General features: G+C 62.6%; 17 protein-coding genes. 6 read left to right on the top strand and 11 right to left on the bottom strand.

The genetic code is table 11. The annotated features are described in order from the left end of the window. The first annotated feature begins 15 nt into the window (after window positions 1-15). On the top strand, window positions 16-582 hold the full coding sequence (locus T5B8_RS13390; protein ID WP_353179498.1) for a type 1 glutamine amidotransferase domain-containing protein: 567 nt from the start codon (window positions 16-18) through the stop codon (window positions 580-582). Window positions 583-656: 74 nt separating this feature from the next. Here the strand turns inward: T5B8_RS13390 and T5B8_RS13385 are convergent, their stop codons facing one another. From T5B8_RS13385 to trkA, 11 genes are all read right to left on the bottom strand, one after another. Continuing rightward, window positions 657-1202 carry an AAA family ATPase gene (locus T5B8_RS13385; RefSeq protein ID WP_353179496.1) on the bottom strand — a complete coding sequence of 182 codons (546 nt, stop codon included), beginning with the start codon at window positions 1200-1202 and terminating at the stop codon, window positions 657-659. Window positions 1203-1360: 158 nt separating this feature from the next. After that, complete coding sequence (locus tag T5B8_RS13380) at window positions 1361-2071, bottom strand: SIMPL domain-containing protein (protein ID WP_353179494.1); 711 nt, start codon at window positions 2069-2071, stop codon at window positions 1361-1363. 617 nt (window positions 2072-2688) lie between these two features. After that, window positions 2689-3474 carry an imidazole glycerol phosphate synthase subunit HisF gene (gene hisF, locus T5B8_RS13375; protein WP_353179493.1) on the bottom strand — a complete coding sequence of 262 codons (786 nt, stop codon included), beginning with the start codon at window positions 3472-3474 and terminating at the stop codon, window positions 2689-2691. Then, the gene (gene hisA / locus T5B8_RS13370; protein ID WP_353179492.1) at window positions 3471-4214 is read right to left on the bottom strand and encodes a 1-(5-phosphoribosyl)-5-[(5-phosphoribosylamino)methylideneamino]imidazole-4-carboxamide isomerase; all 744 of its coding nucleotides are present in this window, start codon (window positions 4212-4214) and stop codon (window positions 3471-3473) included. Before hisA ends, hisF begins: the two co-directional genes overlap by 4 nt. A 60-nt stretch (window positions 4215-4274) precedes the next feature. Next, window positions 4275-4919 carry an imidazole glycerol phosphate synthase subunit HisH gene (hisH, locus tag T5B8_RS13365; protein ID WP_353179490.1) on the bottom strand — a complete coding sequence of 215 codons (645 nt, stop codon included), beginning with the start codon at window positions 4917-4919 and terminating at the stop codon, window positions 4275-4277. A gap of 30 nt (window positions 4920-4949) precedes the next feature. After that, window positions 4950-5543: an imidazoleglycerol-phosphate dehydratase HisB gene (hisB, locus tag T5B8_RS13360; RefSeq protein WP_353179488.1), complete on the bottom strand. Its 594-nt coding sequence runs from the start codon at window positions 5541-5543 to the stop codon at window positions 4950-4952. A gap of 89 nt (window positions 5544-5632) precedes the next feature. Then, on the bottom strand, window positions 5633-6073 hold the full coding sequence (gene dtd / locus T5B8_RS13355; RefSeq protein ID WP_353179486.1) for a D-aminoacyl-tRNA deacylase: 441 nt from the start codon (window positions 6071-6073) through the stop codon (window positions 5633-5635). Continuing rightward, window positions 6070-7026, bottom strand: coding sequence for a homoserine kinase (locus tag T5B8_RS13350; RefSeq protein ID WP_353179485.1), 957 nt, complete (start codon window positions 7024-7026; stop codon window positions 6070-6072). Before T5B8_RS13350 ends, dtd begins: the two co-directional genes overlap by 4 nt. Continuing rightward, a complete protein-coding gene (locus T5B8_RS13345) occupies window positions 7026-7349 on the bottom strand; it encodes a tetratricopeptide repeat protein (RefSeq protein WP_353179483.1) in 324 nt (107 codons plus the stop codon). Before T5B8_RS13345 ends, T5B8_RS13350 begins: the two co-directional genes overlap by 1 nt. 34 nt (window positions 7350-7383) lie before the next feature. Beyond that, window positions 7384-8853 (bottom strand): TrkH family potassium uptake protein, encoded by a 1470-nt coding sequence (locus T5B8_RS13340; protein WP_353179481.1) that lies wholly within the window; start codon window positions 8851-8853, stop codon window positions 7384-7386. Between the two features lie 72 nt (window positions 8854-8925). Then, window positions 8926-10305, bottom strand: coding sequence for a Trk system potassium transporter TrkA (gene trkA, locus T5B8_RS13335; protein WP_353179480.1), 1380 nt, complete (start codon window positions 10303-10305; stop codon window positions 8926-8928). Window positions 10306-10496: 191 nt separating this feature from the next. Here trkA and hisI point away from each other — a divergent pair, with 191 nt between their 5' ends. From hisI to tatC, 5 genes are read left to right on the top strand one after another with little or no spacing between them, the layout of a single operon-like run. Then, window positions 10497-10931: a phosphoribosyl-AMP cyclohydrolase gene (gene hisI / locus T5B8_RS13330; protein ID WP_353179478.1), complete on the top strand. Its 435-nt coding sequence runs from the start codon at window positions 10497-10499 to the stop codon at window positions 10929-10931. Continuing rightward, entirely contained in the window at window positions 10924-11265 is a 342-nt protein-coding gene (locus T5B8_RS13325; RefSeq protein WP_353179476.1) for a phosphoribosyl-ATP diphosphatase, read from the top strand. The genes hisI and T5B8_RS13325 overlap by 8 nt, the downstream gene beginning before the upstream one ends. A gap of 16 nt (window positions 11266-11281) precedes the next feature. Beyond that, on the top strand, window positions 11282-11584 hold the full coding sequence (gene tatA, locus T5B8_RS13320; RefSeq protein WP_353179475.1) for a Sec-independent protein translocase subunit TatA: 303 nt from the start codon (window positions 11282-11284) through the stop codon (window positions 11582-11584). Between the two features lie 19 nt (window positions 11585-11603). Further along, window positions 11604-12035, top strand: coding sequence for a Sec-independent protein translocase protein TatB (tatB, locus tag T5B8_RS13315; protein ID WP_353179473.1), 432 nt, complete (start codon window positions 11604-11606; stop codon window positions 12033-12035). Next, window positions 12032-12808 (top strand): twin-arginine translocase subunit TatC, encoded by a 777-nt coding sequence (tatC, locus tag T5B8_RS13310; protein ID WP_353179471.1) that lies wholly within the window; start codon window positions 12032-12034, stop codon window positions 12806-12808. Before tatB ends, tatC begins: the two co-directional genes overlap by 4 nt. Window positions 12809-12852: the final 44 nt, after the last annotated feature.

Raw genomic sequence — 12852 nt, 5'->3', positions numbered from 1 at the left:
CCAATTGGAGTTGTGATGAGCGACGAACTCAAAGGCAAAAAGGTCGCCTTTCTGGCCACGAACGGTTTCGAGTATTCGGAACTGACCCAGCCGTGGGACGAAATCAAGGCCGCCGGTGCCGAGGTCGAACTGATTTCGCTCGAAAACGGCAAGATCCAGGGCGAAAGCGGCGGCGAACCCAAGGGCGATCCGATTCCGGTCGACAAGACCGTGGATCAGGTATCGGCGAAGGACTACAACGCACTGGTGCTGCCGGGCGGCCTGGCCAATCCCGACACGCTGCGCATGAACGACAAGGCCGTACAGTTCGTGCGCGATTTCTTTGCCCAGCACAAGCCGGTCTCGGCGATCTGTCACGGGCCGTGGCTGCTGGCCGAAGCCGGTGTACTTGAAGGCCGCACGGTGACCTCGTTCCCGTCGATCAAGACCGATCTCAAGAACGCGGGCGCCAAGTGGGAAGACCGCGAAGTGGTCTGCGACGAAGCGCTGGTCACCAGCCGTACGCCGGACGATCTGGATGCCTTCTGTGCCAAGACGATCGAAGAGATCGCCGAAGGCAAGCACGAAGAACAGACCACCTGATCGCTTCGCGCACTGCCATGTGCAAAGCAAAGCCCGGGTTTCGACCCGGGCTTTTTTGTGCGCGGGCGAGGCGGTCAGTACAGATGCCGGAGCACGAAATCCGCCTGGGTCTCGACGTCGACCTTTGGCAGGATAATCCGGGTATAGCCAAGTTGTTCGTAGGTGGCGACGAGGCGGTGATATTCGGCGATTGAATCGTCCAGCGTCTGCCGACGCACGGCGTCTGTCTGATAGAGCGCCGGCCAGGGCGGGGTCAGAAACACCTGGGAATGGAAGCGGGGTTGATCAGCCAGGGTCGAGGCCACCGGCGCGCCCGCGGCATGTGCCAGGGCCGCTGCTGCATCGACAAGCCCGCGGTCGAAGAACACCCAGGAATCGGGATTTTGGCCGACGTGTGCGCGATCAGCGATCGCCAGCTCAATGGCCCGGCGCGCGAATGCTTCCAGATCGACCCAGGGCAGTGCCTCGCCATCACCGCGCATCTGCTCGGCAACGATTCGGCGCCCGGGCTCTTCGACGGTCGCATAGCCACGCCGGCGTAACGCGGCGAGCAGTGTCGACTTCCCGCCGCCGGAGCATCCGGAGAGAATAACATGGCGTGTTCCGGGCTGGGGTCGCATCCGGCTTCCGTGGGTGTCGCAGTGATGAATCAGGCGCCCACACGTATGAACCCGCGCCCGGGGCTCTAGCGGTAGCACTCGCGCCCTGTCAGCGTGGCGCGAAGAACCCCACGTGGTTCACGCGGCGATTGTTTTCAGGTGCGCTGCGCCAGGCGCGTCTAGTCGTCGAGCACGTAGTCGATCGTGGTCACCACGCGGATTTTCTTGACGTCTGGCGTATAGCTGTCCAGATCCTCGATCGAGAAATAGCCCTGCGAGGCCGAACGGATGGCGCCGACCTGGCTACCCGAATCCTCGGCGAACTGGCGCGCGGCCTTGCGTGCATCGGCCGTGGCCTGGGCGATCATTTCCGGCTTGATCGATTCCAGGTCGGTAAACAGGAACTCGGTGCGATATTCATAGTTGGGTGAGAGCACCACGCCCTGGCTGACCAGTTCACCCACCCGCGGCATGGCCTGCTTGACCGTGTCGATTTCGGGCGTGCGTACCAGCACCGTGGCCTCGGCGGAATACCGCGTGGGCGGGCGTTGATCGCCGTAGCTGTTGGCATAGCGGTCGGTGACCTGGGGCGATGTCACCGTGATCGAATCCGCCTTGAAGCCGGCGTCGGTCAGAAAGGCGCGAATGATGTCGGCCTGGCGATTGACCTGATCCTGCACGGCGCCCAGTTCGTCGCCGGTGACGGTAAAGTGCAGCGGCCAGAGCGCCAGATTGGCCCGCACTTCGCGTTCGGCCAGGCCCTTGACCGTGACCGTGCGTTCCGCGGATTTCCATTGAATGGCAGCGGTTTTCAGATAGCTGCCGCCGACGATCAGCCCGACCGCGAGACACAGACCGAGAATTGCGGCAGCCAGAACATTGTTTTTCATTGGATAAACCCGACCAAGGAAGGGAGCAGCAAAAGCGTGAGTATCGAGCGCACAAGCTTACAGCGGGCTTAAGCAGGCGACACAAACGGGCCTGCGTCCACGGCCGATTCGGTTGCACGCACTGGCCAATCTTGCGCGTCCGGCGAGCAATCCAGATTGCGAGACTGTTTCAAGAAGGACAACCGCCGACTACGCAGATCGCAAGCGCGCAGCTGTGCTGGGTTGGCCGCGGTACTGGCGCCCTTGGTGAGTTTGAGCTGTGGCAGGAAGGTTGAAACGCCCGGCTTTCGATCTGCGCTGATCTGCGGATAATACTTTCCTGGCTTGGCTGGTAGCCTTACTGCTGCTGCATGAGCCGAACGGGTGTCCGCGATTGACCGTACAGGTTATGCCTGCCGAAGAATCTGTCCGCAGATCGACGCAGATACACGCAGATGGTCCTAGGGCGAGCCTCGGGATCGCGTTTCATCGAGACGCCGAGGCATCTGACAAGGCGCAAATTCGAGCTCAGCTGTCTTTTAACTCGGCGTAATCTGTGGATCGCCTTCAGAGCAGGGTACGAAAATCACGCCGAGTCGCCGAGCCGGGCGTGCAGGGCGACCCGGCGTTGGGTGGCGCTAGCGGTAGATCGGGTCGCGTACGACCACGCCGCGTTCGGCGAGATAGCCCTTGGCCTGCTGGATCGTGTACGTGCCGAAATGAAAGATCGAGGCGGCCAGTACGGCATCGGCCGCGCCGATTTCGAGGCCGTCGTGCAGATGCTCCAGGGTACCCACGCCGCCAGAGGCGATCACCGGCACGTCCACGGCTTCCGAGATGGCACGGGTAAGCTTCAGATCGAAGCCGGATTTGGTACCGTCCTTGTCCATGCTGGTGAGCAGCACCTCGCCGGCGCCGAGCGAAACTAGCTTCTGCGCCCATTCGATGGCGTCGATGCCGGTGGATTTGCGCCCGCCGTGGGTGAAGATTTCCCAGCGCGGCGCTTCGCCCTTGCGAGCAACGTTCTTGGCGTCCAGCGCGACCACGATGCACTGCGAGCCGTAGCGGTAGGCGGCCTCGGCGACGAAGTTCGGATCCGAGATGGCGGCGGTGTTGATCGACACCTTGTCGGCCCCGGCCGAAAGCAGCCGTCGTACGTCGGGCAGGGTGCGCACGCCGCCACCGACGGTCAACGGAATGAAGACCTCGCCGGCCACGCGTTCGACCACGTCCATGAGGGTGCCGCGGTCTTCATGGCTGGCGCTGATATCGAGGAATACCAGCTCGTCGGCGCCCTGTTGATCGTAGCGCCGTGCGATCTCCACCGGATCGCCGGCGTCCTTGATCTCCAGGAACTTCACGCCCTTGACCACACGGCCCTTGTCGATATCCAGGCAGGGGATGATGCGTTTGGCCAGTGTCATTTGCCGTTCGCCCGGTCGTTGACCAGCTTGCGCGCTTCGGCCAGATCGATGGTGCCTTCGTAGAGCGCACGTCCGATCACGGCACCGGTGACGCCGTCTTCCTCGGCGGCCAGCAGCGCTTCGATATCGTCGAGGCGGGTGACGCCGCCCGAGGCGATCACCGGAATGGTCAGCTCCGCCGCCAGCGCACGGCTGGCTTCGACATTGACGCCCTGCATCATGCCGTCGCGGCCGATATCGGTATGGATGATCGCGACCACGCCATCGTCCTCGAACTGCTGGGCGAGTTCGGCGACCGTATTATTGGACAGCTTGGACCAGCCGTCGGTGGCCACCATGCCGTCCTTGGCATCCAGGCCGACGATGATATGGCGTGGGAACTCCACGCCGGCATCGGCCACGAAATGCGGCTCCGAGACGGCGCGCGTGCCCAGGATCACGTATTCCACACCGCGCTCGAGATAGGTTTCGATCGCGGCTTCGTCACGAATGCCGCCGCCGACCTGCACGGGCACATTGCCGCAGGCAGACACGATCTGGCCGATCACGCGATCGTTGACCGGATAGCCGGCCTTGGCGCCGTCGAGATCGACCACGTGGATCCGATCCGCGCCTTCGGCAAGCCAGCGCTCGGCCACGGCGACCGGATCTTCGTCGAATACGGTGACGTCGTCCATGCGCCCCTGGCGCAGGCGTACGCACTGGCCGTTCTTGATATCAATGGCAGGTATGAGTAACACGCCGATAATCCTCGTCTACGGCTTGGATGGTCGAAACGACTGCTAAAGGGGCGGGCGTGCTTATGCCGCGCCGTCCCACTCCAGGAAATTGGCCAGCAACTGCAGCCCGGCCGACTGGCTTTTTTCCGGATGAAACTGCACCGCGAACACGTTCGGGCGCAGAATCACCGAGGCAAAACGCACACCATAGTCGGTGGTGCCGGCGATATGGCGTTCGTCGGTTGGCACCACGTAATAGCTGTGCACGAAATAGAACCAGCTTGCCGGCGCGATGTCCTTCCACAGCGGATGATGGCGTTCCTGACGAACCTGATTCCAGCCCATATGCGGAATCTTGCGGCGGATGCCGTCGGGCTGCGCGTCGGGCGCGGCAAAATGCACCGTATCGCCGGGAAATGCGCCCAGGCATTCGACGCCGCCGGATTCCTCGGAATGGCCCATCAGCGCTTCGATGCCCAGGCATACGCCCATCAGCGGTTTCTGGCCGAGCTGTTCGCGCAGCATGTCGTCGAGTTCGAGCCGGTGCAGTTCGTCCATGCAATGGCCGATCGCGCCCACGCCGGGCAGAACCAGCCGATCCATGCGCGCGAGCGCGTCCGGATCGAAGCTGACTTCGATCTGCTCGTCAGACGCGACGTAGCGCAGTGCCTTGGCAATCGAGTGCAGATTGCCCATCCCGTAGTCGATGATGCCGACGGTTGCCATAGTATGATCGCGTACGAAGGAAAGAAGGGTTTAGAGGCTGCCCTTGGTGGACGGCATGCTGTCGGCGCTGCGCGCATCGGCGGTGACCGCCATGCGCAGCGCGCGGCCGAACGCCTTGAACAGGGTTTCGGCCACATGGTGGGCGTTATCGCCCTTGAGCGCGTCCATGTGCAGCGTCAGCGCGCCGGCGCTGGCCAGCCCCTGGAAGAATTCGCGTACCAGCTCGACATCGAAGGTGCCGATCTTGTCGCGGGTGAAATCCGCGGCAAAGAACAGGCCCGGACGACCGGACAGATCGACCACCACGCGCGAAAGCGCTTCGTCGAGCGGTACATAGGCATGGCCGTAGCGGATGATGCCGCGCTTGTCGCCCAGGGCTTCGCGTAGCGCCTGGCCGATACAGATGCCGACATCCTCGACCGTGTGGTGATCGTCGATATGCAGATCGCCCATGGCGCGCACGTCGAGGTCGATCAGGCCGTGGCGGCTGATCTGATGCAGCATGTGATCGAAGAAACCGATACCGGTTTCGGCTGAAAATACGCCGTCGCCGTCGAGATCCAGCGTGACCTGGATATCGGTTTCAGCAGTCTGGCGTGCAATCGTTGCGCGTCGTGCCTTCATGGCCCAATCAAAGCCTGTGGATCACCCCGAGACGCGGGATAATACGCCCATTGGGTGGGCAACGCGAACGCAGCGCTTCGCGGTCATGCTCAGGCCTGCAACCAGAAAGTCACCGGCCCGTCATTAATCAGCGATACCTGCATATCGGCGCCGAAGACGCCCTGTTCGACGTGTTCGGGGTGACGTTCGTGCAATACGGCCACGAACGCGGCGAACAGTTCGCGGGCGCGATCAGGCGCGCAGGCCGTGGAAAAACCGGGCCGATTGCCGCGTCGCGTATCCGCGGCGAGCGTGAACTGTGGCACCGCGAGCACGGCGCGCCCGGTTTGCTGGGCGCTGTGGTTCATGCGCCCGGTCTCGTCGCTGAAAATACGATAGCCGAGTACGCGCTCGGCCAGTCGCTTGGCCTGTGCGGGCGTATCGTCGGCTTCGGCGGCCACCAGCGCGAGTACGCCGGCGCCAATTTCCGCGACACGGGCCGTGTCGATCACGACCGAGGCTTGGGTGACGCGTTGAATGAGCGCGATCACGGCCGGTCGATGAGCGCGGGCGCGGACTCGCGGTGGGCGCGCAGCAAACGCTCGAACGGTGTCGGATCGTGGATATGGGTCACGTCGCCGTCCATGGGAAAGTGGTAATCGATCAGTCTCGATACCCAGAAGCGCAGCGCGGCCGCGCGTAGCATCGCCGGCCAGGCGTCGTGTTCGGCGGCCGTGAGCGCGCGGCGCCGATGGTAGGCGCCGATAAAAGCCTGCCAGTGCGCGGCGAGATACCTGCCGCGATCGTCGAAGGCCCAGTCGTTGCAGATCACCGCCAGATCGAACAGCAGATAATCGTGGCAGGCGTAGTAGAAATCGATCACGCCGGAGACCCGTTCGCCCTCGAACAGCACGTTGTCGCGAAACATGTCGGCATGGATCACGGCTTCGGGCAGGGCCGGGTAAGTGGTGCGTACGCACTCGCGCTGAAAGGCGATCTCATCGTCGAGCAGGGTCGCGTTATCGGTATCCAGGCGGTCGACGAGCCGATCGCGTGCCTCGGCGATCCAGGCCAGACCGCGCGAATTCGGCTGGGCTTCGCCGAAGGAGCGAACGGCCCGGTGCATTTCGGCGACCACGCCGCCCAGCGACGCACAATGGCCGGTGGCCGGTGTTTCGATACTCGCCCCGGCCAGACGGTAGACCAGGGCGGCCGGGCGGTTGCGTACCCGGCTGAGAAAACCACCGTCGTTGCGGGCAACCGGATGCGCGCCGGGGACACCGTGACCCGCCAGATGATCCATCAGCTGCATGAAAAACGGCAGCGAGCCGTTATCCATCTGCTCGAACAGCGTGAGCACCCAGCGTCCGGTGGACGTATCAACGAAATAGTTGGTGTTGGTGATGCCGGCGCTGATGCCGCGAAAATCCTCGAGCTCGCCGATGGAATAATCGGCCAGCAGCGCACGCAGGTCGTCTTCGGTGACGCGTGTATAGACCGACATCAGTCCCCCGCGGTCTGTTGTTTGCGGGCGCGCTTGGCGAACACCTGCATTTCGCGTGCGGCCTGATTGTCACCGCGGGCCTCGGCCACGGTAATACCGTGTTCGAGCACGTCCAGTCCGGCCACGAGATCGCCGGACTCGACCAGCGCACGGCCATAGAGCTTCCAGGCTGCGGAGTAGTCCGGGTCGTGTGCAACCGCTTCACCGAGATGCTCGGCCGCCTCGGCAGGCCGGCCTTCCTTGTAGAGCAGCTCGCCGAGTGAAAAACGCAGCAAGGCGTTGTCTTCGCCCGCGGCAAGCATCTTTTCGAGTTGATCTTTCATCGCCATGGCGCCCAGTGTACCGACACGCGTGCTTTTATCGACGCCAGAAAGCAGGCGTGAGGATCACCAGCAGGGTGAAAATCTCCAGACGGCCCAGCAGCATGGCCATGCACAGCACCCATTTGGCCAACCCCGGCAGCCCGGCCATATTGGACGACACTTCGCCCAGGCCCGGGCCCAGGTTGTTGATCGAGGCGGCCACGGCCGAAAACGCGGTGAGTTCGTTGAGCCCGGTCGCCAGCAGAATGAGAAACATGACCACGAACACGGTGATGTAGACGGCGAAAAAACCCCACACCGCCTGGATCACACGATCGGGAATGACCTTGCCGCCCATCTTGATCGGGATTTCGGCATTGGGATGTACCAGACGGCTGATTTCACGCGAGCCCTGTTTGGCCAGCAGGATAAAGCGTACGACCTTCATGCCGCCGGTGGTCGAACCGGCACAGCCGCCGACGAAACTGCCCAGCAGCAGGAACATGGGCAGAAAACTCGGCCAGAGCGAATAATCGGTGGTGGTAAAGCCGGTGGTGGTGCCGATCGACACGACCTGGAACATGGCTTTGATGGCCGCGTTGGGCAGGGATACATAGGTCCCCGCGATCAGCAGTACGATCGTGGCCAGCAGGGTCGCGCCCACGACCATGAGCAAAAACGTACGGGTTTCCGAGTCGCGCCAGTAGGTCAGCGGGTTGGCACTGCGCCAGACCGCGAAATGCATGCCGAAGCTGATCGAGCCGATGATCATGGCGATGATCGCGGCCAGTTCGATCACGGCATCGTCGTGGTGGCCCAGGGACAGGTCGTGGTTGGAAAAACCACCGGTGGCGATCGCCGAGAATGCATGGCTGACCGAGTCGAACACACTCATGCCGGCGATCCAGAACACCAGCGCGCACACGCCGGTCAGGGACAGATACAGATACCACAGCGCCTTGGCCGTTTCGCGAATACGCGGGGTAAGCTTCGAATCCTTGACCGGGCCGGGCGTTTCCGCACGGTAGAGCTGCATGCCGCCGACGCCGAGCATGGGCAGTACCGCCACGGCGAGCACGATGATGCCCATGCCGCCCATCCAGTGCAGCAACTGGCGCCAGAAAAGCACGGCATGGGGCAGCGTATCCAGGCCGACCAGCACCGTGGCACCGGTGGTGGTCAGGCCGGACACAGCTTCGAATACGGCATCGGTGACGCCGATATCCGGGCGATCGGCCAGATACAGTGGCACCGCACCGAACAGACTCAGCACCAGCCAGAACAGCACCACCACCAGAAAGCCGTCGCGAATCTTGAGTTCGCGGCGTACGTGGCGTACCGGCAGCCAGGCGATCAGGCCGGTGAGCAGGGTGATCACGAACCCGATGGCAAAGGCATCGGCTTCGCCGTCGCCATAGGCCAGGCCCATGATCATCGGCACCAGCATGCTGGTGGAAAAGATCATCAACAGGATGCCCAGCACCCGCTGGACGACCGCGAAATAATAGTTCAGCGACAGATTCATGCGCGCGTAGGCCGCGTTGAACGATAGCCCGCACGGGCACGTGGTTCGATGGGGCGCAAAGGCATGGACCGGCTATACATACGACACGCCGACCTGGAACAGCTTTTCCACGTCGGCGGTATGTTTCTTCTCGATAATGAAGAGCATCACGTGGTCGCCCGACTCGATCACCGTATCGTGATGGGCGATGAGCACGTCGTCACCACGCGCGATAGCGCCGATCGTGGTACCCGGTGGCAGCTTGATTTCATCGATACGCCGACCCACGACGCGCGAATTCGAGCGCTCGCCGTGGGCGATGGCCTCGATCGCTTCGGCCGCGCCGCGGCGCAGCGTATGCACGCGCACCACGTCGCCGCGACGCACGTGGGCGAGCAGCGCGGAAATGGTCGATTGCTTGGGCGAAATGGCGATATCGATCTGCGTGCCCGAGGATTCGATCAGATCCACATAGGCCAGCCGGTTGATCAGTGACATCGCCTTGCGCGCACCCAGGCGCTTGGCCAGCATCGCCGACAGAATATTGGCCTCGTCGTCGTTGGTGATCGCACAGAACACATCGACGGATTCGATGTTTTCCTCGACCAGCAGCGATTCGTTGGCGGCATCGCCCTTGAGCACGATCGAGCGGTTGACCTTTTCCGACAGCCAGCCCGCACGCGCCGGATTGTTCTCGATGATCTTGACCTGGCAGTGGTTTTCCAGTGCGAGCGCGAGCCGCAGGCCGATATTGCCGCCGCCGGCGATCATCACGCGTTTGACCGGGCGGTCGATCTTGCGCAGCTCGCCGATCACCTTCTTGATATTGCGCCGGGCGGCAACGAAGAACACCTCGTCGTCGGCCTCGATCACGGTATCGCCTTCCGGAATCATCGGTTTGCCGCGCCGATAGATGGCCACCACGCGGGTATCGGCCTGCGGCAGGTGCTCGCGCAACGCGCGCAGTTCCTTGCCCACCAGCGGGCCGCCGTAATAAGCCTTGACGCCGACCACCTGCACGCGGCCCTCGGCGAAATCCACCACCTGGAGCGCGCCCGGGTATTGCACCAGGCGCTTGATGTAGTCGGTGACCAGCTGTTCCGGGCTGATGCTCATATCGATCGGGATCGCATCCTGATGGAACAGGCGATCCTCGAGCAGGTATTCCGATGCGCGGATACGCGCGATCTTGGTCGGCGTATGAAACAACGTATACGCGATCTGGCAGGCCACCATGTTGACCTCATCGGCCGCGGTCACGGCGATGATCATGTCGGCATCGTTCGCGCCGGCGCTGCGCAGGATGTCCGGATGCGCGGCATAGCCGTGTACGGCGCGAATATCCAGACGGTCCTGGAGCGGTCGCAGCAGGGCCTCATCGGTATCGACGACGGTAACGTCGTTGGCTTCATGGGCGAGATTTTCAGCCAGCGTAGCGCCGACCTCGCCCGCCCCCAGAATGATGATCTTCATGCGTTGTAGTGTAGTCCATCGAACCCACGATCCTGCGCAAGCCTGCCAGAAACATCGTCTGCGGTGGGCGCGCCGATGCATGAGTACCACCAGGCACAGCGTTCAGCTAGCTGCAAAAAACCCGGTCGCCCTCTGGGTTTGCGCTCGCCGAAAGCGTAGGATGGCGGCATTCAATTTCGATCATCGCAATCGTGACCAAGGACAACACCACCACTTCCGCCGCCGATCAGCGCTCGGCCGACTGGCTCGATCAAGTGGCCTGGAACGAACAGGGTCTGGTGCCGGCGATAACACAAGCCCACGACACCCAGCGCGTGCTCACGCTGGCTTGGATGAACCGGGAATCGCTGGCGGCGACGATCGACAGTGGTTTTGCAACCTATTGGTCACGTTCGCGTGCCAAGCTCTGGCGCAAGGGCGAGTCGTCGGGCAACTTGCAGCGTATCCGTGAAGTACGGCTGGACTGCGATAACGACGCCGTGCTGCTGATCGTTGAACAGATTGGCGGCGTCGCCTGTCATACCGGACGCGAGTCCTGTTTTTTCCAGGTATACGACAATGGCCGCTGGGTCACCCGCGACCCGGTGCTTGTCGATCCCAGCGATATGTATGGTCTGCATGAGTAATTCGGATATCTTGCGCCAGCTGGATACGGCGCTGGCCAAGCGTCGTGACGCCGATCCGAGCAAGAGTTATACCGCCTCGCTCTACGCCGGCGGCACGGCAGCGATCACGGCCAAGATCACCGAAGAGGCGGCCGAGGTCGTCGAAGCAGCGGGCGAAGCCGACGATACTCACCTGGTGCACGAGGTCGCCGACCTGTGGTTTCACACCATGGTGCTGCTGCAATCGCGCGGGCTGGATGCGTCGGCCGTACAGGCGGAACTGGCGCGTCGCTTCGGCGTATCCGGCATCGAGGAAAAAGCAGGGCGAAACGTGCACGGTACGTCGGCTAACTGATTGAAACGAGGTAGACATGATTGGTGGTATCAGCATTTGGCAGCTCCTTATTCTTCTGGTGATCGTGGTGCTGATATTCGGCACCAAGCGCCTACGCAATCTCGGCGGTGATCTGGGCTCCGCGCTCAAGGATTTTCGCGGGGCGATGAAGGACGGCGAAGCCGACAAGGACGACGAAACGACCCAGGACGCACGCAAGCGCCCGGAAGATCCGCAGCTGGTCGACGATCTGAGCAAGACCAAGCCCAATACCGGCCCGGTCGAGGAAGCCCAGCGCCGCAACGCCCAGAAAAACGAAACCGACGACAAACGGGACTGATCGAGCCGGACACACACTTATGTTCGATATCGGGTTCTGGGAACTGACGGTCATCGCGGTCATCGGCCTGATTGTGCTCGGGCCGGAACGCCTGCCGGTGGTCGCACGCACGTTGGGCACCTGGGTCGGGCGGGCCAAAGGCTATGTGCGCGGTCTGACCAGCGAGCTCGAGCGCGAGGTCAATGTCGACGATATCCGTTCCGAGGTGCGTCGTACGCGCGAGCGTATTGAAGCGGGTACGCGCGATACGGTGGATAGCGTGCGTGAACTTGACCCGCGACAGGCCAACCGCGCGCCACGCTATGTGCAGGCGCCGGTCGATACGCCACAGGCAGGGTCGGCCGACGCCGACAGTGCCAATCCGGTGGCCGACGCGGCGCCCGAGAGCGCGGCCAAGCAAGACGAATCCAGCGCGGCCGAGCGAGCCGACGATAACCAGCGCAACGCATGAGCGACGAAGAACTGGAAGGTCAGGAACAACCGCTGATCGCGCACCTGCTGGAGCTTCGCAGCCGCTTGCTGCGTATCGTCATCGGTATTCTCGTCGTGTTTCTGCCGATGGCGTATTTCGCCCGCGATCTGTTCACGTTCCTGTCCGGCCCGTTGCTCGCGCATATGCCGGAAGGCAACAGCCTGATCGCCACCGGCGTGGCCGCGCCCTTTCTCGCTCCGTTCAAGCTGTCCATGCTGCTGGCGGTGGCGGTATCGTTGCCGTGGACGCTCTATCAGGTATGGATGTTCGTGGCCCCGGGTCTGTATGCCCAGGAGCGTCGGCTGGTCACACCGCTGCTGATTTCCAGTACCGCGCTTTTCTATCTGGGTATGGCGTTCGCCTATTACGTGGTTTTTCCCGTGGTGTTCGGCTTTTTCATTTCCGTGGCCCCGGCCGGGGTCGCGGTGATGACCGATATCTCGGCCTATCTGGATTTCGTGCTCGGCATGTTCCTGGCGTTCGGTATCGCCTTCGAGCTGCCCGTCGGTATTTTTCTCATCGTCTGGGCCGGCTTCGTCACCCCGCGCCAGTTGGCCAGCTATCGTGCCTATATCATCGTGGCCGCCTTTGCGGTGGGCATGCTGCTCACCCCGCCCGATGTCATCTCGCAGACGCTTCTGGCGGTGCCGGTCTATCTGCTTTACGAAGTGGGGATCGTGATGGCGCGCTTGTTCGTGCCCGGCATGCGCGAAGTCGAAGCCCAGCAGGACGAACAGTCCGGCGGGCCATAATAACCGCGATCTCTGGCTGCTTAAGCAGCGATTCATGGCGTGGC

It is taken from the genome of Salinisphaera sp. T5B8, assembly GCF_040361255.1.
Classification (GTDB): domain Bacteria; phylum Pseudomonadota; class Gammaproteobacteria; order Nevskiales; family Salinisphaeraceae; genus Salinisphaera.
The sequence above is the reverse complement of the archived record's forward strand: the minus strand, read 5'-3'. Positions and strand labels throughout refer to the sequence as shown.

Excerpts from the sequence above, each read along its gene's own strand:
- T5B8_RS13350 (WP_353179485.1), bottom strand. The coding sequence starts at position 7,026 with ATGTCGGTCTATACACGCGTCACCGAAGACGACCTGCGTGCGCTGCTG.
- hisF (WP_353179493.1), bottom strand. The coding sequence starts at position 3,474 with ATGACACTGGCCAAACGCATCATCCCCTGCCTGGATATCGACAAGGGC.
- T5B8_RS13345 (WP_353179483.1), bottom strand. The coding sequence starts at position 7,349 with ATGAAAGATCAACTCGAAAAGATGCTTGCCGCGGGCGAAGACAACGCC.
- tatA (WP_353179475.1), top strand. The coding sequence starts at position 11,282 with ATGATTGGTGGTATCAGCATTTGGCAGCTCCTTATTCTTCTGGTGATC.
- T5B8_RS13385 (WP_353179496.1), bottom strand. The coding sequence starts at position 1,202 with ATGCGACCCCAGCCCGGAACACGCCATGTTATTCTCTCCGGATGCTCC.
- T5B8_RS13380 (WP_353179494.1), bottom strand. The coding sequence starts at position 2,071 with ATGAAAAACAATGTTCTGGCTGCCGCAATTCTCGGTCTGTGTCTCGCG.
- hisB (WP_353179488.1), bottom strand. The coding sequence starts at position 5,543 with ATGAAGGCACGACGCGCAACGATTGCACGCCAGACTGCTGAAACCGAT.
- tatC (WP_353179471.1), top strand. The coding sequence starts at position 12,032 with ATGAGCGACGAAGAACTGGAAGGTCAGGAACAACCGCTGATCGCGCAC.
- tatB (WP_353179473.1), top strand. The coding sequence starts at position 11,604 with ATGTTCGATATCGGGTTCTGGGAACTGACGGTCATCGCGGTCATCGGC.
- hisH (WP_353179490.1), bottom strand. The coding sequence starts at position 4,919 with ATGGCAACCGTCGGCATCATCGACTACGGGATGGGCAATCTGCACTCG.
- T5B8_RS13390 (WP_353179498.1), top strand. The coding sequence starts at position 16 with ATGAGCGACGAACTCAAAGGCAAAAAGGTCGCCTTTCTGGCCACGAAC.
- T5B8_RS13325 (WP_353179476.1), top strand. The coding sequence starts at position 10,924 with ATGAGTAATTCGGATATCTTGCGCCAGCTGGATACGGCGCTGGCCAAG.
- trkA (WP_353179480.1), bottom strand. The coding sequence starts at position 10,305 with ATGAAGATCATCATTCTGGGGGCGGGCGAGGTCGGCGCTACGCTGGCT.
- T5B8_RS13340 (WP_353179481.1), bottom strand. The coding sequence starts at position 8,853 with ATGAATCTGTCGCTGAACTATTATTTCGCGGTCGTCCAGCGGGTGCTG.